Below are 25,137 nucleotides of genomic sequence, written 5' to 3'. Positions count from 1 at the left end.
CTCCAGTTTCAAAGGCCTGAATATGAGGGGGTCTCGAACCATGTCGACCGGCAAGCAGCTTACTTCGCTGCTCCTGTTCACCACCGCGCTCACCCTGCCCGCAGCGGCATTCGCTCAGGATGCGGGTGTCGGCACCGGTGCCGAAGGCGTACCCGCAGATGAAGATGCCGCTACCGATGCCCTTCAGGCACAGCAAGCCCAGGGCATCGACAACACGCCGCAGGAAGAAGAGTTCGAAGAACCCGATATTTCGGTGCCCGGCGGTTCTATCGTTGTTACCGGTCGCCGCAGGCAGGACGTCACCCGCGCGTCCTCGCAGGTCGTGTCCGTGCTCGACAGTGCCAGCATCGCCCGCTCCGGCGAAGGCGACATTGCGGGCGCCCTTACCCGCGTGACAGGTCTTTCCACCGTGGGGAACGGTCTCGTCTTCGTTCGCGGCCTTGGCGATCGTTATTCGCTCGCCCTGCTCAATGGTCTTCCCCTGCCCTCGCCGCAGCCGCTGAGCCGTGTCGTCCCGCTCGACATCTTCCCGACCAGCGTCATCGCGTCCAGCCTCGTGCAGAAAACCTACTCGGCCAACTTCCCGGGCGAATTCGGCGGCGGCGTGATCAATCTCACGACCCGCGCGGTACCGGACGAAAGCTTCGTCAAGGTCAGCGCCGGCATCTCCGGCGACACCGAAACCACATTTGGGACCGGATACAGCTATTACGGCTCGGATTATGACTGGTTCGGTTTCGACGACGGTCGCCGCGAACCTGGTCCCAACCTGCAGTCCTTCCTTAACAGTGGCCTCCAGATTACCGACCCGCAGGTCGATCAGCAGGCGATCCTGCTCGAACTGGGCGATCCCAATCAGATCCTCCTCCAGAGCACCGATGAACTGCCGGTCAACTGGTCGGCAGGCATCACGGCAGGCACGAGCTTCGACGTTTTTGCCGACGGACGGTTCGGCATCATCGCCACCGCCTCGCTCAGCAACAAATGGCGCAACCGCTTCATCACCCGCCAGGTCGCGGTGAACGGCGCGCTCGATCTCGATCAGGACGGCACGCAGTTCCAGACCGACCAGCGCATTCTCGCAAATGCGATGCTCGGCCTCGGTCTCGAGGTGGGCGAGCACCGGTTCCGCCTGACAAATCTCTTTATCCGGGACTCGCTCAAGCGCGCATCGCTGGCACAGATCAACGATCTGACCGACGATGATGACGACCTGTTCCAGAATACCGGCTGGTACGAACGCCAGCTGTTCGATACGCAGTTTGTCGGTGAACTCGAATTCGGCGATCTTTCGGTCGATCTGCGGGCCGGTTATGCGCAAACGCAGCGCGAAGCGCCCAATGAATGGGAATTCGTCTATACCCGCGACCTTACGCCCACGACCCAGCTCGACGAAATCTATCTGAACCTCCAGAACGGTGGCCAGCGCGGGCGCACCACGGTGGCCTTTTCCGATCTGACTGAAGATCTCTATTACGGCGGTCTCGATCTCAGCTATCAGTTCGCCGACTGGGTTACGCTGACGGTTGGCGGTGCCTATACCGACACGACCCGCCTCTCGCGCCGCCGGGAATTCGATATCCGCGCCACGGGCGCATATCCGCTCGTTTTCGGCGCATTCCGCCCCGACAATCTGCTTGGCGATGCCCTGATCAATCTCGGCTACGATACGGCGGCGCAGGCTGCTGGCGGCATCGGCCCCTTCGGCTATCAGATCATCGACACGACCGCATCCGACCCGGCCTTTTCCGCCGGGCTGGAGATCAAGGCGGGGTACGTGCAGGCCAATCTGACGCAATCCGATGCCCTGTCCCTCGACCTTGGCATCCGCTACGAAGACGCCACGCAGGAAGTGGTACCGCTCGGGCTCGACGGGCGTCCGAACGGCTCGGCCAATGCCACCCTGCTGAACAACGATTACTTCCTCCCTGGCGCCACGCTCACATGGGAAGTGATGGATAGCGTCCAGCTGCGCCTCAACGCGTCCAAGACCATTGCCCGCCCGCAGTTCCGCGAACTGATCCTGCAAACCTATTACGATCCGGAAACGAACCGGCAATTCACCGGTAACCCCGGCCTGATCGACAGCCGCCTAACCAATTACGAAGCCCGCCTCGAGCATTATTGGGGATCGAACAGCCGGGCCAGCGTGGCAGGCTTCTACAAGGATATCGAAAACCCGATCGAAATCTTCTCGAGCTTCAACGACAACGCGGTCGTCAGCCGCTTCGCCAACGCCCCGTCGGCCAAGCTCTACGGTGCCGAAGTCGAGTTGCAGTGGAACAAGGACCTCTACGACCTCGGCGAATGGTGGGACAGCAAGCGCTTCGTCGCCATCGCCAACTACACCTACACCAAATCCGACATCAGTGTTCAGGATGGCGATCTCGTCAACATCCCGGAACTTGGCGGGCTTCAGCCGGCGTCGAACTTCTTCGAAGACGGCACGGCGCTGACCGGCCAGTCCGATCACATCGCCAATGTGCAGCTCGGCCTCGAGGATCTCGACCGCGTCAGCCAGCTTACCGTGCTGTTCAATTACGGCAGCAAGCGTGTGATCAGCCGCAGCACCCTCTCGCGTCCAGACATCATCGAAGACCCGGGCCTGACGATCGACCTCGTCGCTCGGCAGGGGTTCCAGCTGGCAGGCGCCGAGCTGGAACTGAAACTCGAAGCGCGCAACCTGACCGGACGCGATCATTTCGAATACCAGACGGCCGGCGACGCCCGGATCGAGAACAACAGCTACCGCGTGGGCCGCAACTTCGCAGTCTCGCTATCGGCTGAATTCTAAGCTTCTGCCAACACTTGGCTGGGGGCCGCTTTCGGGCGGCCCCTCGTCATCCTCAAGTCGATCGTCCCGGGTCGTAACCGCGTCCCTCTTTCCGATCAGCGCGTTTGCACCCAACCCGACCGGCTGCAGGCTGGCACCCAGCAGCGCCGCCGAAACTAGCGCCACGATCAATGGCGCGCTTCACCGCGCCAGCGAATAGACCTGCGTCAGATCGCCGGCATTGCAAGACACTATCATAAAGTACTGATAACCCACATGCAGGCCTATCCCCGCCAATAGCAGTATGTAGCTGGAAAGGTCCGGCGCCGCCAATAAAACCAAGGCTACGCCCAAGTACATCACAGGCAGCATTATTCCTTCCGTCGCACCGGCCGCCCCTTCTATCGCTAAAAGCCGGCAGCCGCGAGCTGGAATGCCGGAATTTCTGTTTGGACTGTGACGCTTTGAAAGGGTCTTCATGCGCATAGCCCAAATCGCTCCGCTTGCGGAAAGTTGCCCCCCAAAATTATACGGTGGAACCGAAAGGATCGTGCACTTCCTGACCGAAGAACTGGTCGGCATGGGGCATGATGTCACCCTTTTCGCCTCGGGCGATTCCCTTACCAGCGCCGAGCTGGTGCCGTGCGTCCCTCAGGCGCTCAGGCTGGTCGACGGGGCGCAGAACCTCGTACCGCATCATCTCAGCATGGTGGAACGCGTGCGGCGGCGGCTCGGCGATTTCGACATCGTGCATTTTCACATCGACCTGTTTCACTATCCCGCCATCCTCACCTGGGACACGCCGACGGTCACGACGTTGCATGGGCGGCTGGACATTCCGGATCTGCAGACCTGCTATCGTACATTCTCGCAGGTTCCTCTCGTATCCATCTCGCAGAACCAGCGCATGCCGATGCCGCCGGTAAACTGGATCGACACCGTCTATCATGGTCTCCCGGACCAGATGCTGCCCTACGACAAGGACGGCGGCGACTATCTGGTATTCCTCGGTCGAATTTCGCCGGAAAAGCGCCCCGATCGGGCGATCGAGATAGCGGTGCGAAGCGGTCGGCCACTCAAGATGGCGGCCAAGATCGACGCGGTGGACCAGGCCTATTGGGACGCGGAAATCCGCCCTCTGGTCGAAGCGCACGACAACATCGAATATATCGGCGAAGTGAACGAAGCGCAGAAGGCGGAATTGCTGGGCGGCGCAGGCGCGCTGCTGTTCCCGATCGACTGGCCCGAACCCTTCGGTCTGGTGATGATCGAAGCCATGTCCTGCGGCACGCCCGTTATCGCCTGGAGAAACGGGTCGGTACCCGAAGTGATGCAGGACAAGGTGAGCGGCCGGATCGTCGACACGATGGACGATGCCGTTGCAGCCGTGGACGAGGTGTTCGGTTTCGACCGGGCGAAGGTTCGGGACTATTTCGAACGACGCTTCACGGTTCGCCGCATGGCCGACGATTACGTGCAGATGTTCGAACAGCAGATCGCCAGGCACCAGAATTTGCGCGCCATCGATACCGTCGATGTTTTTCCGGATGCGCTGCGCCAGGGTTCCTTCCGCACAGGGCGGCCGCCTGCGCTGGATACGGCTGCCTGAATTGAAAAGGAGGGCAGGAAAATCTTGTTAGAAAACGGGACGGTCGTTCTCGATGGGCAGCACCAGGTGCAATCATCGACGTCGATTCAGGAACAGGAACTTCGCGCCGTAAAACACGGCGATTCCTTTGCGCTATTCGATACCCACGGCGACGTCGTCGGCGCCGAAGCCACGCCCGAAGGGGTCTACTTTCGCGATACGCGGCAACTTTCTTTCTGGCGCCTCACGATCTGCGGCACCTACCCCATGCTTCTGGGATCGGCGCTGGATGACCGGGTCGATGCCCTGATCGTCGATCTGACCAATTCCAGCCTGACCAACCGAACCGGCCAACGCATCCCCAATGATGTCCTTCATTTCGGGCGGGTCAAGTTTCTGCACGAAGGCAGCGCGTTCGAACGGCTTTCGGTACGAAACTTCGACCAGTGTGCGCACAGTTTCAGCATCGAACTGACCCTGGGCGCGGATTTTCGCGACATGTTCGAAGTGCGCGGCGACAAGCGCGAGCGGCGCGGAACCCATGCTCAACCCCGCTGCACCCCGGATGGGGTCGAATATCGTTATACCGGGCTCGACGATATCGAGCGTCGGACCGCGATCAGTTTCGCTCCCAAGCCGGACTTCATCAGCGACCACAAGGTGCGTTTCGATGTAAGCCTTGCGCCGGGCGAGCGGAAGGTTTTCTACACCCAGATCGCCTTTACCGACAATGAGAACGAAAACCCCACGCGCGCGTATCTCGAAGGTTATCGTGCACTGCGCCGGGGGCGCCGCGATGCGCTGGTCGGACGTCCCTCGATCGTCTCTTCCAATACCTCTTTCGATGCGATGATGGCGCGCAGCATCGCAGATGTGACGACGCTGACCACCCAGACGCCGCAGGGGCCTGCGGCATATGCCGGCATTCCGTGGTATTGCACCCTGTTCGGGAGGGATTCCCTCGTGACCGCGCTGGAAATGCTCTGGTACGATCCTTCCCTGGCTCGTGGGACCCTGCTCCGCCTGGCCGAATTGCAGGCAGTTGCAGATGACCCGGCAGCCGATGCGGAGCCGGGTAAAATCCTGCACGAAACCAGGCTCAACGAAATGGCCAATACCGGCGAAGTTCCCTTTCGCCATTATTACGGCAGCGTCGATTCCACCCCCTTGTTCATCTTCCTTGCGGGCGAGTATTTTCGCCGCACGGGCGACAGGGAAAGCATCGAAACGCTGTGGCCCCACCTCGAGTCAGCTTGCGCATGGATCGAAAATGCAGGCGATCGCGATGGTGACGGCTTCTTCGAATATGGCCGTCGAAACCAGAATGGCTTGCGCAACCAGGGCTGGAAGGACAGCCACGATGCGATCTCTCATGCCGATGGAAGGCTGGCCGAAGGCCCGATCGCGCTCGTCGAAATGCAGGCCTATGTCTATGGCGCCTGGCGGGCCATGGCCGACATCTCGAAGGCCCGTGGCGACCGTGCGGCGGCAAGGGAATGGCGCGCGAAGGCAGCCGATCTGAAGCAGCGCTTCAATGCCACATTTTTCGATGAGGAGCTTGGATGCTATATCCTTGCGCTCGATGGCGACAAGCAACCATGCCGCGTCGTTTCCTCCAACGCGGGCCATGCTCTCCTGACCGGCATTGCCACGCAGCGCCACGCGGAAGCGGTGGCGGCGCGTCTGCTGGAGCCTGATTGCTTCTCCGGTTGGGGCATCAGGACGCTCGCGCGCGGGGAAAGCCGCTACAATCCGATAAGTTATCACAACGGTTCTATCTGGCCGCATGACAACGCCCTGATCGCAGCGGGTTTTTCCCGTTACGGCTTGCAGGATGCGGTCGCCAGGGTCTTCGGTGCCCTGTTCGAAGCGACCTTCTATTTCGACCAGCAGCGCTTTCCCGAACTGTTCTGCGGCTTCGGTCGCCGCCATGGCCGCGGACCCACGCTCTACCCCGTGGCCTGCGCACCGCAGGCCTGGGCAAGCGGCGCACCGATGTACATGATCCAGGCGGCACTCGGGCTTAACGTTTGCGCGCCTGACGCGGTCCGGTTCGACAAGCCGAGCCTGCCCGCCTTTTTGTCCAACCTGTCGCTCGACGGGCTGGCCTGCGGCGAAGCAAGCGTTGACCTTGACGTCCAGCAGATCGGTCCGGCGACCAGCGTTTTCGTGCGCCGCGCAGGTAAGAACGTTAAAGTGGCAATTGGAATTTAATCGGTCAAAGCTGGTTCTTCAAAGCGCAGTCGGCGGGCAGTCTTCCCGTCATCGCTCCGGAAATTCCTCACGTCGCTGGCTCACCAGCCCGCTTCATTCGTAGCTGTCGTAAACATAGCCCAGCGAACGGACGGTGCGTACCCGCTCGCCTGCCCCGACGATCCGCAGGGCGCGGCGCAGGCGACCGATCCAGACGTCCACGGTGCGCTCGTCGATCGGCGGTTCCTGTTTGCCGAGGGCTTCGATCAGATCGGTGCGGGTCAGCACGCGGTCGGGATGCTGGGCGAAGAAATGCAGCAGGCGGAATTCGTTCGGCCGCAGGTTCAATGGCTGTCCCGCCCAGCGCGCCTGCAGGGCTGCAAGATCGACCAGCAGCGCGCCCAGTTCCAGCCGTTCGTTGATCCGCGGCTGCCCGATACCGCCCTGCAACGCCATGACCCGGTCCAGGATCGTTGTGCGATCGACCGGGCCGACCAGATAGTCGTCCGCCCCAGCGCGCAGGGCGCGGCGTTTGTCGTCTGCATCATCCTGTTCGAGCACGATGGTGATATGCGCTTCGTCGAGACGCGGGTCGCCTCGCAGACGGCGACACATCTCCAGACCCGAAAGGTCTTCCATCACCCAGTCGACGAAAGCGCAGACCGGCCCTTCGACCAGCCGTCTCGGCCCATCGGAATACAGACGGGCGAATGCATAGCGCATCTCGCCATTTTCGAAATCGGGAAGCTCCCCAGCAATCGGATCGGTCAGGAAAATATTGATCGTGCGCACGCGGTTTTCATCCCACCCTGTCGGGGCTGCGATGGCGCACTCATGTGACTGGTTTGTGACCCGTTCGGCGCGATTGTAACACTTTGCGCCGGTTACGCTTCCTACGTGTCCGCGACCGATAGCGACCAGTTGCGCGGGACCGTGGTTTCGACGCCGACGGGGCTCTTGGGCAGATATGGCGCTTCAAGCCGCGCGACCTCGTCTTCGGTCAGGCCCAGGTCCATGGCCGCTACTGCGGCGGCGATATGGCCCTCCTTGGTCGCCCCGACGATCGGCGCCGTCACGCCCTTGGCGAAATGCCAGGCCAGCGCCACCGTCGCGCGAGAGACACCGCGCTCCTCTGCAATTGCACCCACGGCCTCCACGATGGCGCGGTCCGCTTCTTCCTGCTGGCGATAGAGCGTCTTGCCGAAACCGTCAGTTTCGCTGCGTACGGTCGTCTCGTCCCAGCTGCGCGCAAGCTTGCCGCGCGCCAGCGGGCTCCATGGAATGATCCCGACGCCCTGATCTGCGCATAGCGGCAGCATCTCGCGCTCTTCCTCGCGGTAGAGCAGATTGACGTGGTTCTGCATGGAGATGAAGCGTGTCCAGCCATTCGCCCTGGCGACCTCCTGCGCCTTGGCGAATTGCCATGCCCACATGGACGACGCGCCGATATAGCGCGCTTTGCCGGCCTTCACGATGTCGTGGAGCGCCTCCATCGTTTCCTCGATCGGCGTGTCCTTGTCCCAGCGATGGATCTGGAACAGGTCGACGTAATCCATATTCAACCGGGTCAGGCTGTCGTCGATTGCCTGCATCAACGCCTTGCGAGACAGGCCGCCGGCATTGGGTGCCTGCCGCCAGGGCATGAAGGCCTTGGTTGCCAGCACGATCTCGTCCCGCTTGGCAAATTCGGGCAGCAGCTTGCCGACCACTTCTTCCGATGCGCCGAGCGAATACATGTTGGCGGTGTCGAAGAAGTTGATCCCGGCTTCCATCGCCTCGCGAATGAAGGGACGCGACTGGTCCTGGTCGAGCACCCAGTCCCCATGCCAGCCGCGGCTGGTATCGCCATAGCTCATGCAGCCGAGGCAGAGGCGCGAAACCTTGAGGCCCGAGGGGCCGAGATTGACGTATTCCATAATCCTTCTTCCTTTCAGGAAAGCGTCATGCCGCCATCCACGCGGATGGTCTGGCCGACGATGTAATCTGCCAGCGGCGAGGCGAGAAACAGCGCTGCGCCAGCCATGTCCTGCGGCGTGCCCATGCGGCCGGCGGGTATCCGCGCGACGGCACCTGCTACCCGCTCCTCATTGTCGGTGGTGACCTTGGTCAGCTTGGTGGGCACCAGGCCGGGCGCGATACCGTTTACGCGAATGCCCTCGCCAGCCCACGCCTGCGCCAGGCTGCCGACCAGGCTCACCGCACCGGCCTTGCTCGCGGCATAGGCAGGGTTGCCGATCATCGCGTGATAGGCCCCCACCGAACTCACGACGATCAGCGATCCGCCGCGCTCGGCCAGCATGGGCCGCACCATGCGCGCGCAGTCCATCAGCGAATTGAGATTGACTGCCATCACCACGTCCCAGCCCTCGCGCTCGAACTCTTCGCGGCCGTACCGAACGGTACCCTGACACAGGACCACCACATCGAGTGTTCGGGGCAGTGTTCGGCTCAAATCATACGTATGATTGACATGCTTTGTGGCGTCGAAGCGATGGAAATGGAGCCCGCGAAGATCGCTGCCCTCCTCGGCCGAATACTCCTGTGCCGCGCGTGTGCCGGTGACATGGACATGCCCGCCGCGGCTTAGGAAGCCATGCGCAATGCCATTTCCGATACCACTCGACCCGCCTACGACAAGAATGGTCTTACCCGTGAAATCAAGCGGTTCGGACACTCTTCACTCCTCAGATCGACCGGCTGATCACTTCCTTCATGATCTCGTTCGTACCCCCGAAAATGCGCGTCACGCGCGCATCGCGCCACAGGCGGGCGATGGCGTATTCGTTCATGTACCCCGCCCCGCCGTGCAGTTGCAGCGCCTTGTCGCAAGCCTCCCACTGCAAGTCGGTATGCCACAATTTCGCCGCGCTCGCCTCGTCCGTCGTCAGCTCGCCGGCGAGGTGTTTCCTGATCGCCCAGTCGAGATGCGCCCAGCCGACTTGCAGCTTGGCCTTGAGATCTGCGAGAACGAATTTGGTGTTCTGGAATTCGAACACGGTCTTGCCGAAAGCCTTGCGATCCTTGGTGAATTTCACCGCCTCGTCGAAAGCGCGCTGTGCCGCCGCCTGTGCGCCGACGGCGATCCCGAGGCGTTCCTGCGGAAGCTCTTCCATCAGGTGCACGAAGCCTCTTCCTTCACCGCCCAAGATATTGGTCATCGGCACGCGGCAGTCGTTAAAGAACAGCTCGGACGTATCTGCAGAATGCTGCCCGATCTTGTCGAGATTGCGCCCACGCTCGAAGCCCGGAGTGTCGGCGTCCACCAACACCAGCGTGGTGCCCCTCGCGCCCTGCGAGGGATCGGTCTTGGCGACCACAATGATCACATCGGCATTCTGCCCGTTGGTGATGTAAGTTTTGGACCCGTTGACGACCAGATGGTTGCCATCCTTGATCGCAGTCGTGCGAATGCCCTGCAGATCGCTCCCGGCCCCCGGTTCGGTCATGGCAATTGCGGAAATGACGTCGCCCGACACCATGCCAGGCAGATACTTGGCGCGCTGTTCATCCGTGCCGAGGCGTTCGATATAATTGGCGGTGATGTCGTTCTGAAGGGTAAAGCCGGCCGAACTGCCGAGATAGGACAGCTCCTCGCACAACACACAGTTGAAGCCGAAATCGAGACCCAGGCCGCCATTTTCTTCCTTGACGGTCGGGCACAGCATCCCCGCCTCGCCCAAGGCCTTCCATGCTGAGCGGGGAACAATTCCCTCTTCCTCATGCTGGTCGAGATTGGGGGTCATGTGTTCTGCAAAGACCTTGCGCACAGTATCGCGAAAGGCCTCGTGATCTTCGTTATACGCGGTGCGCTGGCTTGTATCGAGCATTGTCGTTTTCCCCTTCAGGCGGCCAGCAAGCCAGTGAGGCGCTGGCGGATCAGGCTCTCCGCTTCCGCCATGATGCCGTCGATCAGTTCCTTGCAGGTCGGAATATCGTCGATCAGTCCCGCCACCATGCCGCATGACCATGCGCCAGCGTCCATGTCTCCTTCGGTCATGATGCGCGGGTAGACCCCCGCCACTTCTTCGATGATGTCTTCGAATTTCAGATCCGCGCCCAGCTTCCGTTCTTTCTCCAGCAGCCGTTCGACAGCATCGTTGGTCATCACCCGCTCGGTATTGCGCAACGGCCGCATGACGAGGCGCGTGTCGAGCTCGCTCGCAGCAACAATCGCCTTTTTTACATTCTCATGCACCGGCGCTTCTTTCGTCGCGATGAAGCGCGTGCCCATGTTCATCCCATCGGCACCCATGGCCAGGCTGGCGACGAGACTGCGCGCATCGGCCATACCGCCACTGGCCACGAAGGGAATTTCCAGTTCGTCCGCCGCGCGCGGAAGCAGGATCATGTTCGGAATGTCGTCCTCGCCAGGGTGACCACCGCATTCGAACCCGTCGACCGAAACAGCATCGCATCCGATCGACTGTGCCTTGAGGCTATGCCGCACGCTGGTGCATTTATGGATAACCTTGACGCCTGCATCCTTGAAGAAGGGAAGCACCTGCTGCGGATTGTTGCCCGCGGTCTCGACGATTTTTACGCCGCCCTCGATGATGACCCGAACGAGCCCAGGGTAATCCGGGGCATTCACGGTGGGGAGAAATGTCAGATTCACACCGAAGGGCTTGTCCGTCATGTCTTTGCAGCGGGCTATCTCGTTGGCGAGCTTTTCGGGCGTGCCCTGTGTCAAACCCGTGATTATGCCGAGCCCACCGGCGTTCGATACAGCCGCTGCCATCTCTGCCAAGCCAACGTAGTGCATCCCGCCCTGGATGATCGGGTGTTCGATTCCGAACATTTCAGTAATACGGGTTTTCATAGCCTGCATCTTCCCTAGTTGCTTTTCGCAACGGGTATCGGTGTGCAGCCGATGAGTCTAGCGCTTCGCCAAGGCTTCGAGAGCCTCGAGCAATTCCTTGCCGCTCGTCGTAAGGGAAAGCTCACCACCCAGCCTTTCGGCCAGGCCTTCCCTCTCCAGATCGTCACCGGTCGGCGAACGCATCACTCTTCCGTACTGGCCGCCGTGATAGATCAGTGGTTCGGCCTCACGCCGGTCGAAATCCACCACTTCGCCAAGAAAGATCGCATGATCGCCGCCTTCATATTCGAACCGCGCGCGGCAACCGAAACGTGCGGCATAGCCATTCAAGAGCGGCGCGCCTTCCGGCCCATCGGCACTATCCATGCCGGCGAACTTGTCTTCGCCCGGGCGCGCAAACCGGTCTGACATGGATTGCTGGTCTGCGGCAAGAACGTGAACCGCCCAGCTTTCGGCATCGCGAAATACCGGCAGTGAGCCCGACTTGAGCGACAGGCTCCACAGCACCATCGGGGGATCGAGGCTCACCGAATTAAAACTGTTCGCCGTCAGGCCGAAAGGCCGCCCTTCCGCGTCTCTCGCAGTCACGATCGTTACGCCGGTAACGAAGCTACCTAATGCGTCGCGGAAAGCCTTGGGTTCGAACATCGTCGCTCAGCTAACCTTGCACTGCCTCTTCGGCAACAGCTGAAGCCGATATCCGCGTAAATTCCATCCCATGAAAGCTGCAACATCTTTGCAACATTTCCGCCTTTTTCCAGCGCCGCCTTCGTAGAAGAATTGACCAAGTGAACGTTATCAAATAGGTGAACGTTCACATAAGAGTGTTTCGTGCGTGGCATGCGCACGAATTGGGAGGAGAATCAGCATGAATTTGAAGCGCAAGCCTTCGCTCGTCCAATTTCTGGCCGGCGCCTCGGTTGCCGCAATGGGCGCCAGCGCTCCGCTCGCCATGGCGCAGGATGCGACCGCTGGCGACGAAACTTCGGATGAAATTTCGCAAGACGAGGGCGATGTCATCATCGTTTCGGGCATTCGTGCCAGTTTGCAAGATGCGATGAACATCAAGCGCAATGCCGTCGGCGTGGTCGACGCGATCAGCGCTGAAGACATCGGTAAATTCCCCGATACGAACCTGGCTGAATCGCTCCAGCGCATCACCGGTGTTTCGATCGACCGTCAAAATGGCGAAGGTTCGCGAGTGACCGTCCGTGGTTTCGGACCGGATTTCAACCTCGTGCTTCTCAATGGTCGCCAGATGCCCGCCTCCACGCTGGGCGATTGCTGCTCTGCGCCGGCATCGCGTTCCTTCGATTTCGCGAACCTCGCATCTGAAGGCGTCGCAGGTGTGGAGGTCTACAAATCGGGGCGCGCGTCCCTGCCAACCGGCGGGATTGGCTCGGTCATCAATATCAAGACGCCGCGTCCTCTGGACCGTCCTGGCTTCCAGGGAAGCATCGGCGTCAAGGGTGTGCTGGACTACACGTTCGAGGACACGAAAATCACTCCGGAAGTTTCCGGCATCATCAGCAAGACCTTTGCAGACGATACAATCGGCGTTCTGGTGACCGGCTCATATCAGCGCCGCAAGGCGAGCCTGTCGCAATTCTCGGTCGGTGAATGGCGCGAAGGCTATCTCGCCACCGAAGGAAACTGGGGCTCGCTCGCGATGCCGGGCGACCCACGTTTCGATAATATCGAAAACCGTCCCGAAGGCGACGATATCTATCAGGTCCCGCAGAACGCGGCTTACGACTTCACCGACATCGATCGTGAACGCATCAACGGCCAGGCCGTGCTGCAATTCCAGCCATCCGACCAGTTCACGGCAACCCTCGACTATACATTCTCTCAGAACACCATCGATGCGCGTACGAGCAGTATCGGTGTATGGTTCAACCATGGCGAGACCAGCAGCAGCTGGACCGACGGCCCGGTCGCCGGTCCAAACTTCTATTCGGAAGTCTTTCCGGCTCCGGATCCGGGAAGAAACGATGCGGGAAAAGACCTTGCGATAACCGGGGCTGTGGCGGCCAACCGCAACATCAATCATTCAATCGGCACCAATCTCGAATGGAATCATCCGAGCGGCATGCGGTGGGTGTTGGATGCGCACTATTCGACGGCTGAATCGAAGCCGACCTCCCCTTACGGCAGCAACGTTGCCGTGGGCACATCGATCTTTGGCGTGCAGAGCCAGACTGTCGATTTCACCACCGACCTGCCGGTGATCTCCGTTAACATGTATCCGGGATCGGAGATCGATGCCTCGAACATTCGTCCTTCCGGCAACGCATTCCGCAATGCCTATATGAAGGACCGGATCATCGAGGCGTCCCTGCGTGGTGGATATGACTTCGACGACAGCTTCATCGAAAGCCTCGACTTTGGCGTCACCTTCACCGACAACAAGGTTCGCACGGCTTACGGCTTCCTCCAGAATGAAACCTGGGGCGGAACGCTGAGCGCAGACGAAACGCCGGACGATTTCTTCACTCCGCGCAGCACGTCAGAAGACCTTCAAGGGATGAACGGTGCGGACAGTCCGAACATCATCCCTACCTATTACAATATCGCCACCGAACAACTGATCGATCTGCTCGAATCCAGCATCGGTATCTGTTCCGATCCGTTCGTAGGCGTTCCACTTGGGGAGGGATGTCTCGCCGAGTATTCGGTCGATCGTCGCCTGCGTGAAAAGACGCTCGCTCCGTTCGTCCAGTCCCTTCACACTTTCGACCTCATGGCGGACGAAGCGCATCTCCGTCTGGGATTGCGGTATGAAACAACCGACGTGAAGTCGTCGGCGCTCGTTCCCATTCCTACCGGTACCGAGCAGTCGTCGGAAAATGAGATTGCTATTAGAACTGATGACGACGTCGTGGGCTTTACGACATTTGCCGGGAGTTACAACAATTGGCTCCCTGCTGTTGATTTCGATATTTCGCCGATCAACGACGTCGTGCTCAGGGCATCATACAGCCATACGATTACGCGCCCGGACTATGCGAGTCTAAATGGTGGTCTGACGATTAACTCGCCGGCGCGACCCGACGGTTTTGGCTCTGGCCAATCCGGCAACCCGAACCTGCTCCCGTATAAATCGAAGAATATCGATATATCGGCCGAGTGGTTCTATGCTCCTGCCAGCTACGTTTCGGCCGGCTACTTCAGAAAGAACGTAAGCAATTTCATCGCGAACGCGACCACCCAGACCCCCGCATTTGACCTTACGAACCCTAGCCAGGGCGCCGCGGCACAAGCTGCCCGTGCAGCACTGGGTGAAGATGCCACTTTCGCTGAAATTCTGGCCTACGCCGCTGCGAACAATCCGGAAGTGGTCACCTTCGATGCAGATGGCAATCCAGTAGGCTTGGTGGGTCAACCGGGCGATCCTGAACTCGTGTTCACCTTGACCCAGCCGTTCAACAGTGATCAGTCCGCTACGCTCGACGGGTTCGAATTCGCGCTGCAGCACAGCTTCTGGGAAACGGGCTTCGGCGTTATCCTGAACTACACAATCGTGAACAGCGATACGGACTACGACAATACACTGCAGTATACCACCTCGCAGTTCGCCGTGACCGGCGTGTCGGATAGCGCCAACGCTGTCCTGTATTATGACAAGGGCGGCCTCCAGGCCCGCGTAGCTTACAACTGGCGCGACGAATTCCTGTCCGGATACGGCCTCGATCCGTTCTATATCGAAGCCTACGGTCAAGTCGACGCCAGCGCGAGCTACGAGTTCAGCAATGGCGTGACGATTTTCGGCGAGGCGATCAACTTGCTCAATGAAGATCGCCGCGGTCATCGCCGCGCCGATCAGGCGGTTTACTTTGCCGCTCCGGGCCACGCCCGCTATACCGCTGGCCTGCGCTTTACGTGGTAATCGAAAGCGGAGGCGACGTCCTTCGTATTCGAATGTTAGGAGAGCCGCACTGCCAGCAAGCAGTGCGGCTCTTTTGGCACGGCAGATAAGCAAGGCTATGGACCAGATCGATGTCAGGCGAATTTACTAATCTGGTGATTGTAGGCGGGGGAACGGCCGGATGGCTGTCCGCTTGCATCCTGGCTGCCAGGCGGCCGGAACTCGCAATTACTTTGATCGAAGCGCCGGACATCCCGACGGTCGGTGTGGGCGAGGGAAGCTGGCCAACGCTACGCGAGACATTGGCCGTTATCGGGATCGATGAGACCGAGTTCCTCACGGAATGCGACGCTTCGTTCAAGCAAGGCTCCCGCTTCGACGGATGGGTCGATGGCTCCGAGCGCGACTGCTATTACCATCCCTTCTCCGCCCCGCTTTCGGGCTCCATGCCGGACATTCTGACGGCCTGGAAGATGCAGAATGACGGGCAACCCTATGCCGAGGCGGTGAGCCCGCAAGCCGCAATCTGCAACCGCGACCTCGCCCCCCGGCAGCGAACTATGCCTCCCTTCGCCGGAGCGCTCAATTACGGCTACCACCTCGACGCTGGCAAGTTCGGTGCGTTGCTTGCCAGTCACGGCGTAAAGAGGCTTGGTGTTCGTCATGTGCATGGGAAGGTGACGGGTACCGAGCGGTCAGTAGATGGGCTATTTACTCGGTTGCTGCTTGATAACGGCTTAGCAATCGAGGGCGACTTCTTCATCGATTGCACCGGAATGGCCAGCAAGTTGATCGGCGAAGAACTCGAGATTGGATGGGTCGACCGGTCCGACGTTTCGTTCAACGATCGCGCTCTTGCAGTTCAGGTCCCAGTCGTGCCTGATAGCGCGATCGCATCACAAACAATCGGCACGGCGCATCGGGCCGGTTGGTTATGGGATATCGGCTTGCCGACCCGCCGCGGTGTGGGCTGTGTCTACTCGTCTCGTTTTCTCTCAGATGACGAGGCCCAAGCCATTTTGATGAACTATGTCGGTGCCAAGATAGCCGGCGCCGAGCAGGCGGCTCTTACTCCGCGCGGGCTCAAGTTCTCCACCGGCTATCGCGAGAAGTTCTGGGCAGGCAACTGCTTGGCAATTGGTCTTTCGGCAGGGTTTATCGAACCGCTCGAAGCCTCGGCCATCGTACTGATCGAATTGTCGCTGAAAGCCTTGGCCGACGGCTATCCGCAAAGCCGCGCAGCGCTTCCCCGGCTCGCAGATCGCTTCAACAGCCTGTTCCGTTATCGCTGGGAGCGGATCGTGGACTTTCTCAAGCTCCACTATGTTCTCAGTACCCGGACGGAACCATATTGGCAGGCTCACCGCGATCCCGCTACCATACCCTCCTCCCTTGCTGCCCACCTCGATCTGTGGCGTGATCATGCGCCATCCAGCGGCGACTTCCCACAGATCGACGAGATTTTCTCAGCGACGAGCCACCAATATGTGCTTTACGGCATGCGCTTCCCGCAGCCAGCGGACATCAGCAGTGCGCCGAGCAGCGAGGTACAACGACAGTTCGCGAAGGTCGCCGAACGTAGTCGTGCGCTAAGCGCGGCGCTGCCTTCCAACCGGGCCTATTTCGATGCACTGTGCTCATCGATGGACAAGAATTCGGCACGAGGGGTACCGACCAGACAATGACTAGCCACGAAGTTCTGAACACTGCCGATCATGCGGAACTGCGCGTGCGTACCGAAGCAGGCAGTACGCTCGGCGATGCTGTCATGGCCGCCCTTGTTGTTCCTCAGGAGTTTCGGCAAGTTCAGGCGCATTATCCGATTGTGTTCCGCCGCGATGCGGAAAGCGACGAGTTCAGTGCGTTAGCCCTCTTCGGTTTTGAAAATGGCGAGAACCTGTTCCTTGGCGAGGACGCCTGGGACGCCCGGTACATCCCGCTATCAATCTCCGTCCGCCCTTTTCTCATAGGTCGCAGTCGGGATGAGGGCGGTGACGCGCAGGTTCACATCGATATGGACCATCCCCGCATAGCAATCGGCGAGGAAGGAACGCGGGTTTTCGACGAGCACGGACAGGCGACGCCTTTACTGGATGATATGTCGGAAAAGCTGGGTTTGCTTCACGCTGGCTATGAAACGTCCAAACACTTCTTTGAAGCGCTGACGCGATATGACTTGGTCGAACCGTTCGTCTTTGAGGTGCCTCTTTCAAACGGATCGAAACAGTCGCTTGTCGGCTTCCACATGATAAATGAAGATAAGCTGCGTTCGATGGACGCCGATGCGCTTGGAGCACTTCAAGCCGACGGACATCTAATGCCGATATTCATGGCTGTCGCATCCCTCTCCAACCTGACCGAACTGGTCGTCCGGAAGAATGCAAAGGAGGATCGTGGCTGAAGCCGCTCCCTCTATTTTCGCGCAGATGAAGCACGTCGAGAGCCGCGAGGCAGCAGACGCTGCCGCGCTTTCGGCCCTGCTTGACGACGACCCGCAGCCATTTGTCGTGCGAGGGCTGGTAAAGGATTGGCCTCTCGTAACTCGCGGGCTGAACTCTGCGCACGAGGCGCGTGAATATCTGCTCGAACGGGCCCGCCCCGTACCGTTCACGGTCACGATCGGACAACCTGGGCGTGACGGTCGCCTCTTCTACGACGACGATTTCGAGATGAACTTCCGCACCGCACGTGGGAAATTACCTGATATTTTCCGCGGCTTTGACGACAACGAAGGTCGCTCGGACGCTCCTGCGATCTATCTCACGTCGGTCGACATGAAGCTGTTTTTCGACGGTCTCGTTGAAGACAACCTGTCGCCAGTCGATGACCGCGACCCGCTCCACAGCATTTGGATAGGCACTGCCACGAGAATTGCCGCCCACAACGACTTCCCGCGCAACCTTGCGTGTTGCGCAGTTGGCCGGCGACGTTTTACCATCTTTCCGCCGGAGCAGTTTGAGAACCTTTACGTCGGTCCACTTGAAAACACACCCGCAGGGCGGGCGGTCAGCATGGTGGATTTTCACGGGCCCGATTTCGATGCTCATCCTCGGTTCGCAGAAGCTTTAAGACATGCTCAAGTCGTCGAACTTGAAGCCGGCGATGCAGTCTACATACCCTCGATGTGGTGGCATCATGTAGAGGGCCTCGATCCATTCAATGTTCTGGTGAATTATTGGTGGCGCGATACGCCCGCGTTCCTGGGTCAGCCACAAGAGGCCCTTAACCACGCAATTCTTGCGATCCGGGACCTACCACCCGAAGAACGAAATTTCTGGCGGAAGTTGTTCGATCATTATGTGTTCGAGAATCCCGCCGAAGTAACAGATCACATACCCGAACAAGCCCGAGGCATCTTGTCGCCGCTGACATCCAGAACAGCTGGTCAGATCCGGGCGTTTCTTTTGAGGACCCTCAATCGATGAGCAGCGACTATAAGCCCCGGCGCATCGTAGTGGCTGGCGGCGGCACCGCAGGCTGGATGACTGCGGCCGCGCTGGCAAAGACGATGGGAGATGCGATCGATCTGACGCTCGTCGAAAGCGATGCGATCGGAACAGTCGGAGTGGGCGAAGCAACCATCCCGCCACTCATCAACTTTAACCGTCTGCTTGGCATCAACGAAGCCGAGTTCATGCGCGAGACGCAGGCGACGTTCAAACTCGGCATCGAGTTCGAGAACTGGAAGCGCGACGGCGAGAAATACTTCCATTCTTTCGGTTCGACAGGACGCGACCACTGGTCGGCCGGGTTCCAGCATTTCTGGGGCGAAGGGCTACTGCGCGGGCACGACTACAGTTATGATGACTATTGCCTCGAACTGTGCGCGGCATATGCCGGAAAGTTCGCGCATTTGCCCGACAACCGATTGAACTATGCCTACCACCTCAATGCGACCGCCTACGCCGCCTTCCTTCGCAGGATTGCCGAAGGTGCCGGCGCGAGCAGAGTTGAAGGAAAGATTGCGCACGTCGAACTCGACGGTGAAAGCGGGAATATCGCTGCGATCGGCTTGGAGAACGGACAGCGGTTGGAAGGCGATATTTTCGTCGACTGTACTGGTTTCCGAAGCTTGCTAATCGAAGGTGCGCTGCACGTTGGCTACGATGACTGGTCTCATCACTTGCCATGCGACAGCGCAATTGCCGTGCAGACGGAATTATCTGCGTCTCCCGTGCCCTACACACGCGCTATCGCGCACGATGCGGGATGGCAGTGGCGCATTCCATTGCAGCACCGCGGCGGCAATGGGATTGTCTATTGCAGCCGATACTTGTCCAAAGATGCCGCACATGATCGACTGATGTCGACCCTCGAAGGCAAAGCGATCAGCGAACCTCGTGCAATCCCGTTCACCACCGGATCAAGGCGCAAGCAGTGGCATCGCAATTGCATCGCCATCGGGCTGTCTTCAGGTTTTCTCGAACCGCTGGAATCGACGAGCATCCACTTGATCCAGCGTGCAGTGATCCGCCTCCTCCGCATGATGCCTGCCGGCGATGTGAGTGAACGCGACATCGCCGAATTCAATGATCAGCAGCTGACCGATATGATACAGGTCCGCGACTTCCTGATCCTGCATTACAAAGCCACCGACAGGCGCGACAGCGCGTTCTGGCGTCAATGCGCAACGATGGATATTCCCGATAGCCTTACACAGAAGATGGAACTGTTCCGCGAAACCGGACGCGTGTTCCGCAAGAACGACGAGCTCTTCGTCGAGAACAGCTGGGTTCAGGTGATGCTCGGCCAAGGCATCCTGCCTCAGGCGTTTCATCCTGTGGCGAAGAAAATGAGCGACGAGGAACTTTCGAAGTTTCTCGAGATGCTCCGCACCAATGTTGCGCGTACGGTGCAAGGTCTCCCTGCCCATCACGCCTATGTTGCGCAATTTTGCGGGGCAAAAGAGGTCGCTGCTGCCTGAAAGCAGCCTTCCAACTCACGCGGCGTCGTATTAGCCAGAAAAATACTCGAGGGGTTACCGATAACATGGGCCGGCGGCGTCAATCAGTCACCATCAAACACGTTGCAGCGGATGCAGGGGTGTCCCTGCAGACGGTCAGTCGCGTCATAAATAACGAGCCAAATGTACGGCCTGCCATGAAGGCAAAAGTTCAGGCCAGTATCGAAAAGCTCGGCTATGTTCCGTCGATCGCCGCCCAGCGAATGAGCGGATCGCGTTCCTATCTGATCCTGGCCATCAACGACCGCGACCGCACCATTGCGGACTGGAAAGCTCGTGATGGGCGGGACTGGGTGGACCAGATGCTGTTAGGCGGCATGCTGACTGCTGCAGAGCTCGGCTATCGGATGATTTTCGAACTGGTCGATACGCATAGCGACCATGTCGAACGCGAACTTGGCGCGGCCATCGCCGCCCTGCAGCCGGACGGGGTGATAGTCACCCCGCCGCACTCGGAGAACGCGCAGATCACAGGCTTGCTGGCGGAAAGCGGCATCCCGTTCGCCCGGATCGGCTCCAAGGAGGCTGGCCCCGGCATCGCCATGACCATGGGCGACGAACTGCTGGCCGGCAAGGCGACCGACCACCTGATCGAACTCGGTCATACACGCATCGGCTTTATTTCCGGCCCCGCCGAATACAGCCTTACGAATTGGCGTGTCGATGGCTGGCGCGAGGCCATGGCCAATGCCGAATTCGATTGCGACGGCCTTCTCGAACGAGGGGATTTCGGTTTCGAGAGCGGACTTGCCGCAGCGCGCGCTCTGCTCGATGGGGATATCAGGCCGACGGCAATTATCGCCAGTAGCGATCAGATGGCTCTGGCCACGCTCGAAGCCGCAAAGGAACGCGGGCTCAACGTACCCAAAGATCTCTCCGTAATAAGCTTCGACAACACGCCGATCGTTCGCTTCAGCAACCCACCACTGACGGCGCTGGATCAGCCGATTTCGGCCACCGCAGCGCGAGCGGTCGAATTGTTGATCGACGCTAAGAAAAATGGTCATCCCTCCGAACCGGTGGTCCTCGAGGGCGAGCTTGTCGTGCGCGGCTCTACTGCGCGCGTGGCTGCAGGTGCTCGTGCCTGAAGATTTCAAACAGGGGCAGCCAGCTCGCTTCCTTTGGCTTTATGCCTTGGCAGCCGCTGGCGGAGCTGTGGCCTATGTGCCGTTTCTGACCATCATGCTTCCCCTGCGAATGAACGCCATTGCCGAAGGTAAGGAGATACAATCGCTTGCCTACGCCGCCTTTGCCGGGGCGATTGCGGCGAGCATCACGAACATCGCCTTCGGCTGGATCAGCGATCGGACCGGGGTGCGCCGCCCGTGGATAGCCGGCGGGCTCGTCTTGTCCTCGCTCCTGCTGGTTTCGATGCAATTCGTGCAAACCGTGCCAGCACTCGTGGCAATGATCGTCATTTGGCAATGCGCATTGAACATGATGCTCGCCCCCCTTGCCGCTTGGGCCGGGGACTGTGTTCCCGACCATCAGAAAGGGTTGCTCGGAGGTCTGCTCGCCCTGTCACCGGCCCTTGGGGCTTTGTCCGGTGCATTGGTGACAGTTCCCGGTCTGGCCGCACAGGACACGCGCCTGGTGCTGGTCGCAATTCTCGTTGCCCTTATGGTCGGCCCAGCTCTTCTCTTTGCCCGCCCCTTGCCCATGCCGCAGCTCATGCAGAAGTCGGAGACAGGAGAGGCAGTCGCCTCGCAGCCGCACACTACGGTCGCCCGCATGTGGCTGGCCCGCCTGCTGGTGCAGATTGCCGAGGCGGCTCTCTTTGCGTTTCTGCTGTTCTGGTTCATCGCCATTGATGAGACGACTACCGACAATAACACGGCCACGATCTTCAGCCTCGTCCTCGGTATATCGGTGCCGCTTGCGATGTTTGTGGGTCGCTGGTCCGATCGTAGTCAGCGGCCGATCTTGCCCCTGGTCCTCGGATCCGGCGTAGGGAGCATCGGCCTCCTGATCATGGCCTTTTCCGACAGCATGGCCGTAGCGGTCGTTGGCTATGTAGTATTCGGCTTCTCGACCAGCATCTTCCTTGCTCTGCATTCCAGCCAGACGCTGCGAGTACTTCCAAGACCGCGAACCCGCGGAAGGGATCTGGGCCTGTTCAATCTGACCAACACCGTGCCGTCACTGATAATGCCCTGGCTCACTCTTGCTCTCGTACCGGTGTTCGGCTTCGCGGCTCTCTTCATGCTGCTCGCAGCGCTCTGCATGATCGCCTGCGTCCTGTTGATCACTCTTCCCCGCGCCTAGCGGCTTGACCTGGCATTCCGCCCGTGCCAGTTCCTCGATTGATAACGTTCCCAAACAAATCGGGATCGCGAGGGGATAGAGTATGAAAGCGTTCTTGTGGGCCTCCGTTGCCTGTGTTGCTCTGGCTGGATGCACCGTGCCGCAATCCGGTGTTGAAAATCTTCCGGTGGCTCAAGCCACGGACACGAGCGAAGATGCCCGCATAGCAGACCTGATTTCGCGCATGAGCGTCGAACGCAAGGTTGCTCAGCTGATACAACCCCAGATCAACAGTTTCACCGCAGAAGACATGCGCCGCTATCGGTTCGGCAGCTATCTGAATGGCGGCAACGGTGGGCCTTATGGCAACGAATACGCCGAAGCGAGTGAATGGCTCAAACTCGCTGACGAGATGTATCTTGCCTCCGTCGAGCCGATGCCAGGCGGCGAACCTGTCATTCCGACCATGTGGGGCACCGATGCCGTTCATGGCCATACCAATATAATCCGCGCCACGATCTTCCCTCACAACATTGCGCTCGGCGCCACCCGCGATGCCGACCTCGTTCGCCGCGTCGGCGAAGCGACCGCAGTGGAAATCGAGGTCACCGGGATCGACTGGAACTTCTCTCCCACGATCGCCGTCGCTCAGGATGACCGGTGGGGTCGCACCTACGAAAGCTACTCCGAGGATCCGGCAATCGTCGCGCCCTTGGGCGCAGCGCTGGTCGAAGGCCTCCAGGGTCGCAAGGGCGACCCGAACCGTCTCGGCGCGGGGCATGTGATTGCCACAGCGAAACACTTTTTCGGCGATGGCGGCACCGATCAGGGCGTGGATCAGGGTGAAGTCACCGGCGATATCGAAGCGTTGAAGGCGATCCACGCCGCGCCCTATCCGGCAGCCATCGCTGCCGGTGTGGAAACGATCATGGCCAGCTTCAATTCGATCAACGGCGAAAAGATGCATGGCAACAAGTCGCTGCTGACCGATGTCCTGCGCGGCGAACTCGGCTTCGATGGGCTCGTCGTCGGCGATTGGAATGGCCACGGCCAGGTCGCGGGTTGCACCAACACCGATTGCCCGCAATCGCTGCTGGCCGGTCTCGACATCTACATGGTTCCCGACGACTGGAAGGGCCTGCTCGAAACCACCGTGGCGCAGGTCAAGGACGGCACGATCCCGATGGCCCGGCTTGACGAGGCCGTTACCCGCATCCTGCGTGTTAAAATGCGGGCAGGTCTGCTTGGGGACATGGTTCAGCCGTCCAAGCGGCCAAATGCCGGCGATTATGCTCTGCTTGGCTCTGCTGATCATCGCGCAATCGCGCGCGAAGCCGTCGCGAAGTCGCAGGTCCTGCTGAAAAACAACGGCATCCTGCCGCTCAAGAAGGGCGCGAACATTCTAGTCGCGGGCCGCGCGGCAGACGATATCGCTCAGGCTTCGGGCGGTTGGACGCTCACCTGGCAGGGCGGCGGCGATCTCGACAACAGCTATTTCCCCGGCGCCACTTCGATCTGGAAGGGCCTGGAAACGGCCGTGAAGGAAGGCGGCGGCAGCGCTACGTTATCGCCGGACGGCCAGTATTCCTCCAAGCCCGATGCCGCTGTCGTGGTCTTCGGCGAGGAACCTTACGCCGAATTTGCAGGGGACCGTAAACACCTCGGCTTCACGGATGAGGAAGGCCTCGGTCTGCTGCGTAAGTTCAAGGCGGAAGGCGTGCCTACTGTGGCCGTGTTCCTTTCCGGCCGTCCGATGTGGGTAAACCGCGAAATGAATGCGGCTGACGCTTTCGTCGCATCTTGGCTGCCGGGGAGCGAAGGCGCAGGTGTTGCCGATGTTCTGACAGGCGCGACGCCTGCTACAGGCAAGCTGGGCTTCAGCTGGCCTGCGACATGCGACTTCGGGCCCCTCAACGGTCCTGATGGTGCGCTCTTCCCGGTGGGCTATGGTCGTGCTCTTACCGACACCTCTCCCACCGAACAGCTCGACGAAGATTGCGCGCCTCTCCTGGCCGGGCCGACGCGTGCATTGTTCGAAGCAGGGCGGCTGGCCGACGGCACATTCGCCTTTGCGGTCAAGCCCAATGTCGAAGGCGAGGGAGAATATCTCGCCCAGATGCGCGGAGACCTGACCGATGCGGGAGTGACAGTGCGCGGATATGACCGTGATGCCCAGGAAGATGCGCGGGAAGTTTATATGCGTGCCGGCTCGCGCTTCGGTCTCAGGCAGGATCGGGACAGCGGCGGGGCCTATCGCATTGCTTACGAGGTCGTCACACGCCCGGCCGCACCGGTCACCCTGCGCGTGGGTGAAGATGCGGTGGTGAACCTGACTGACCATTTCGCTCTCGCACTAGGCAAGGGGTGGCGCGAGATGTTGATTACCGATGCCTGCGCGCCGGGCCTCGGCAATCGCATCCGTTTTGAGACCGAAGGCGACATTACGTTCCGGATCTCGAGCATCACGCGTGAAGATGTCGCAGAAGGCACCCCTTGCTCGTTTTGAGGAAACGAAATCGTATTCACTTTGTGTAGTGCCGAAAGACTGGCAAACAGCGCAAAGATAAGATCAATGTCGGGCGTCATTGAGCCCGACACCTGGGAGGAATGTAGAGATGGCACTGGCCCCTGATGTTGCAGCGAGCACGGATCCTGCGGCGGTTGTCGAGGATGGCGAAGGGATCAAGGC

The 25,137-nt window shown here is 59.9% G+C and carries 18 protein-coding genes; 11 read left to right on the top strand and 7 right to left on the bottom strand.

The annotated features are described in order from the left end of the window. Positions 1-40 precede the first annotated feature (40 nt). Positions 41-2,794 carry a TonB-dependent receptor domain-containing protein gene (locus ACIGGE_RS17025; protein WP_397491219.1) on the top strand — a complete coding sequence of 918 codons (2,754 nt, stop codon included), beginning with the start codon at positions 41-43 and terminating at the stop codon, positions 2,792-2,794. Positions 2,795-2,974: 180 nt separating this feature from the next. Here ACIGGE_RS17025 and ACIGGE_RS17020 read toward each other — a convergent pair whose 3' ends face one another. After that, positions 2,975-3,253: a hypothetical protein gene (locus ACIGGE_RS17020; RefSeq protein WP_397491218.1), complete on the bottom strand. Its 279-nt coding sequence runs from the start codon at positions 3,251-3,253 to the stop codon at positions 2,975-2,977. Here ACIGGE_RS17020 and ACIGGE_RS17015 point away from each other — a divergent pair. Next, entirely contained in the window at positions 3,252-4,382 is a 1,131-nt protein-coding gene (locus ACIGGE_RS17015; RefSeq protein ID WP_397491217.1) for a glycosyltransferase family 4 protein, read from the top strand. The genes ACIGGE_RS17020 and ACIGGE_RS17015 overlap by 2 nt on opposite strands. A gap of 24 nt (positions 4,383-4,406) precedes the next feature. After that, the gene (locus ACIGGE_RS17010) at positions 4,407-6,575 is read left to right on the top strand and encodes a glycogen debranching N-terminal domain-containing protein (RefSeq protein ID WP_397491216.1); all 2,169 of its coding nucleotides are present in this window, start codon (positions 4,407-4,409) and stop codon (positions 6,573-6,575) included. Between the two features lie 93 nt (positions 6,576-6,668). On the opposite strand, the gene ACIGGE_RS17005 is transcribed toward ACIGGE_RS17010, so the two are convergent. The 6 genes from ACIGGE_RS17005 to ACIGGE_RS16980 form a co-directional block, all read right to left on the bottom strand. Next, the gene (locus tag ACIGGE_RS17005; RefSeq protein WP_103024157.1) at positions 6,669-7,346 is read right to left on the bottom strand and encodes a response regulator transcription factor; all 678 of its coding nucleotides are present in this window, start codon (positions 7,344-7,346) and stop codon (positions 6,669-6,671) included. Positions 7,347-7,447: 101 nt separating this feature from the next. Beyond that, positions 7,448-8,470: an aldo/keto reductase gene (locus ACIGGE_RS17000; RefSeq protein ID WP_196847830.1), complete on the bottom strand. Its 1,023-nt coding sequence runs from the start codon at positions 8,468-8,470 to the stop codon at positions 7,448-7,450. 14 nt (positions 8,471-8,484) lie between these two features. Next, positions 8,485-9,228: an SDR family NAD(P)-dependent oxidoreductase gene (locus ACIGGE_RS16995; protein WP_397491215.1), complete on the bottom strand. Its 744-nt coding sequence runs from the start codon at positions 9,226-9,228 to the stop codon at positions 8,485-8,487. Between the two features lie 10 nt (positions 9,229-9,238). Next, positions 9,239-10,381, bottom strand: a complete 1,143-nt coding sequence (locus tag ACIGGE_RS16990) for an acyl-CoA dehydrogenase family protein (protein ID WP_397491214.1) — start codon at positions 10,379-10,381, stop codon at positions 9,239-9,241. Positions 10,382-10,395: 14 nt separating this feature from the next. Beyond that, entirely contained in the window at positions 10,396-11,373 is a 978-nt protein-coding gene (locus tag ACIGGE_RS16985; protein WP_103024153.1) for a nitronate monooxygenase family protein, read from the bottom strand. Positions 11,374-11,430: 57 nt separating this feature from the next. Further along, positions 11,431-12,021 carry a flavin reductase family protein gene (locus ACIGGE_RS16980; RefSeq protein WP_222827909.1) on the bottom strand — a complete coding sequence of 197 codons (591 nt, stop codon included), beginning with the start codon at positions 12,019-12,021 and terminating at the stop codon, positions 11,431-11,433. Positions 12,022-12,241: 220 nt separating this feature from the next. On the opposite strand from ACIGGE_RS16980, the gene ACIGGE_RS16975 reads away from it, so the two are divergent. From ACIGGE_RS16975 to ACIGGE_RS16940, 8 genes are all read left to right on the top strand, one after another. Beyond that, positions 12,242-15,262, top strand: coding sequence for a TonB-dependent receptor (locus ACIGGE_RS16975; protein WP_221598777.1), 3,021 nt, complete (start codon positions 12,242-12,244; stop codon positions 15,260-15,262). 110 nt (positions 15,263-15,372) lie between these two features. Next, positions 15,373-16,926 (top strand): tryptophan halogenase family protein, encoded by a 1,554-nt coding sequence (locus tag ACIGGE_RS16970; protein ID WP_397491213.1) that lies wholly within the window; start codon positions 15,373-15,375, stop codon positions 16,924-16,926. Next, positions 16,923-17,642 (top strand): SapC family protein, encoded by a 720-nt coding sequence (locus ACIGGE_RS16965; RefSeq protein ID WP_397491212.1) that lies wholly within the window; start codon positions 16,923-16,925, stop codon positions 17,640-17,642. The genes ACIGGE_RS16970 and ACIGGE_RS16965 overlap by 4 nt, the downstream gene beginning before the upstream one ends. Continuing rightward, complete coding sequence (locus ACIGGE_RS16960; protein ID WP_397491211.1) at positions 17,635-18,666, top strand: cupin-like domain-containing protein; 1,032 nt, start codon at positions 17,635-17,637, stop codon at positions 18,664-18,666. Before ACIGGE_RS16965 ends, ACIGGE_RS16960 begins: the two co-directional genes overlap by 8 nt. Continuing rightward, complete coding sequence (locus tag ACIGGE_RS16955) at positions 18,663-20,165, top strand: tryptophan halogenase family protein (protein WP_397491210.1); 1,503 nt, start codon at positions 18,663-18,665, stop codon at positions 20,163-20,165. The genes ACIGGE_RS16960 and ACIGGE_RS16955 overlap by 4 nt, the downstream gene beginning before the upstream one ends. A gap of 65 nt (positions 20,166-20,230) precedes the next feature. Continuing rightward, positions 20,231-21,292, top strand: a complete 1,062-nt coding sequence (locus ACIGGE_RS16950) for a LacI family DNA-binding transcriptional regulator (protein ID WP_196847822.1) — start codon at positions 20,231-20,233, stop codon at positions 21,290-21,292. Next, complete coding sequence (locus tag ACIGGE_RS16945) at positions 21,285-22,469, top strand: MFS transporter (protein WP_397491209.1); 1,185 nt, start codon at positions 21,285-21,287, stop codon at positions 22,467-22,469. Before ACIGGE_RS16950 ends, ACIGGE_RS16945 begins: the two co-directional genes overlap by 8 nt. Positions 22,470-22,551: 82 nt before the next feature. After that, the gene (locus ACIGGE_RS16940; protein WP_397491208.1) at positions 22,552-24,954 is read left to right on the top strand and encodes a glycoside hydrolase family 3 N-terminal domain-containing protein; all 2,403 of its coding nucleotides are present in this window, start codon (positions 22,552-22,554) and stop codon (positions 24,952-24,954) included. The last annotated feature ends 183 nt before the right edge of the window (positions 24,955-25,137 follow it).

The organism is Qipengyuania sp. NPDC077410, from assembly GCF_044543405.1.
GTDB lineage: Bacteria > Pseudomonadota > Alphaproteobacteria > Sphingomonadales > Sphingomonadaceae > Qipengyuania > Qipengyuania pacifica.
The sequence above is the reverse complement of the archived record's forward strand: the minus strand, read 5'-3'. Positions and strand labels throughout refer to the sequence as shown.

What these genes read in the sequence shown, in the direction of transcription:
- ACIGGE_RS17025 (WP_397491219.1), top strand. Translation starts at nt 41, where the DNA reads ATGTCGACCGGCAAGCAGCTTACTTCGCTGCTCCTGTTCACCACCGCG.
- ACIGGE_RS17015 (WP_397491217.1), top strand. Translation starts at nt 3,252, where the DNA reads ATGCGCATAGCCCAAATCGCTCCGCTTGCGGAAAGTTGCCCCCCAAAA.
- ACIGGE_RS17020 (WP_397491218.1), bottom strand. Translation starts at nt 3,253, where the DNA reads ATGAAGACCCTTTCAAAGCGTCACAGTCCAAACAGAAATTCCGGCATT.
- ACIGGE_RS17000 (WP_196847830.1), bottom strand. Translation starts at nt 8,470, where the DNA reads ATGGAATACGTCAATCTCGGCCCCTCGGGCCTCAAGGTTTCGCGCCTC.
- ACIGGE_RS16990 (WP_397491214.1), bottom strand. Translation starts at nt 10,381, where the DNA reads ATGCTCGATACAAGCCAGCGCACCGCGTATAACGAAGATCACGAGGCC.
- ACIGGE_RS16985 (WP_103024153.1), bottom strand. Translation starts at nt 11,373, where the DNA reads ATGAAAACCCGTATTACTGAAATGTTCGGAATCGAACACCCGATCATC.
- ACIGGE_RS16980 (WP_222827909.1), bottom strand. Translation starts at nt 12,021, where the DNA reads ATGTTCGAACCCAAGGCTTTCCGCGACGCATTAGGTAGCTTCGTTACC.
- ACIGGE_RS16975 (WP_221598777.1), top strand. Translation starts at nt 12,242, where the DNA reads ATGAATTTGAAGCGCAAGCCTTCGCTCGTCCAATTTCTGGCCGGCGCC.
- ACIGGE_RS16970 (WP_397491213.1), top strand. Translation starts at nt 15,373, where the DNA reads ATGTCAGGCGAATTTACTAATCTGGTGATTGTAGGCGGGGGAACGGCC.
- ACIGGE_RS16965 (WP_397491212.1), top strand. Translation starts at nt 16,923, where the DNA reads ATGACTAGCCACGAAGTTCTGAACACTGCCGATCATGCGGAACTGCGC.
- ACIGGE_RS16955 (WP_397491210.1), top strand. Translation starts at nt 18,663, where the DNA reads ATGAGCAGCGACTATAAGCCCCGGCGCATCGTAGTGGCTGGCGGCGGC.
- ACIGGE_RS16950 (WP_196847822.1), top strand. Translation starts at nt 20,231, where the DNA reads ATGGGCCGGCGGCGTCAATCAGTCACCATCAAACACGTTGCAGCGGAT.
- ACIGGE_RS16940 (WP_397491208.1), top strand. Translation starts at nt 22,552, where the DNA reads ATGAAAGCGTTCTTGTGGGCCTCCGTTGCCTGTGTTGCTCTGGCTGGA.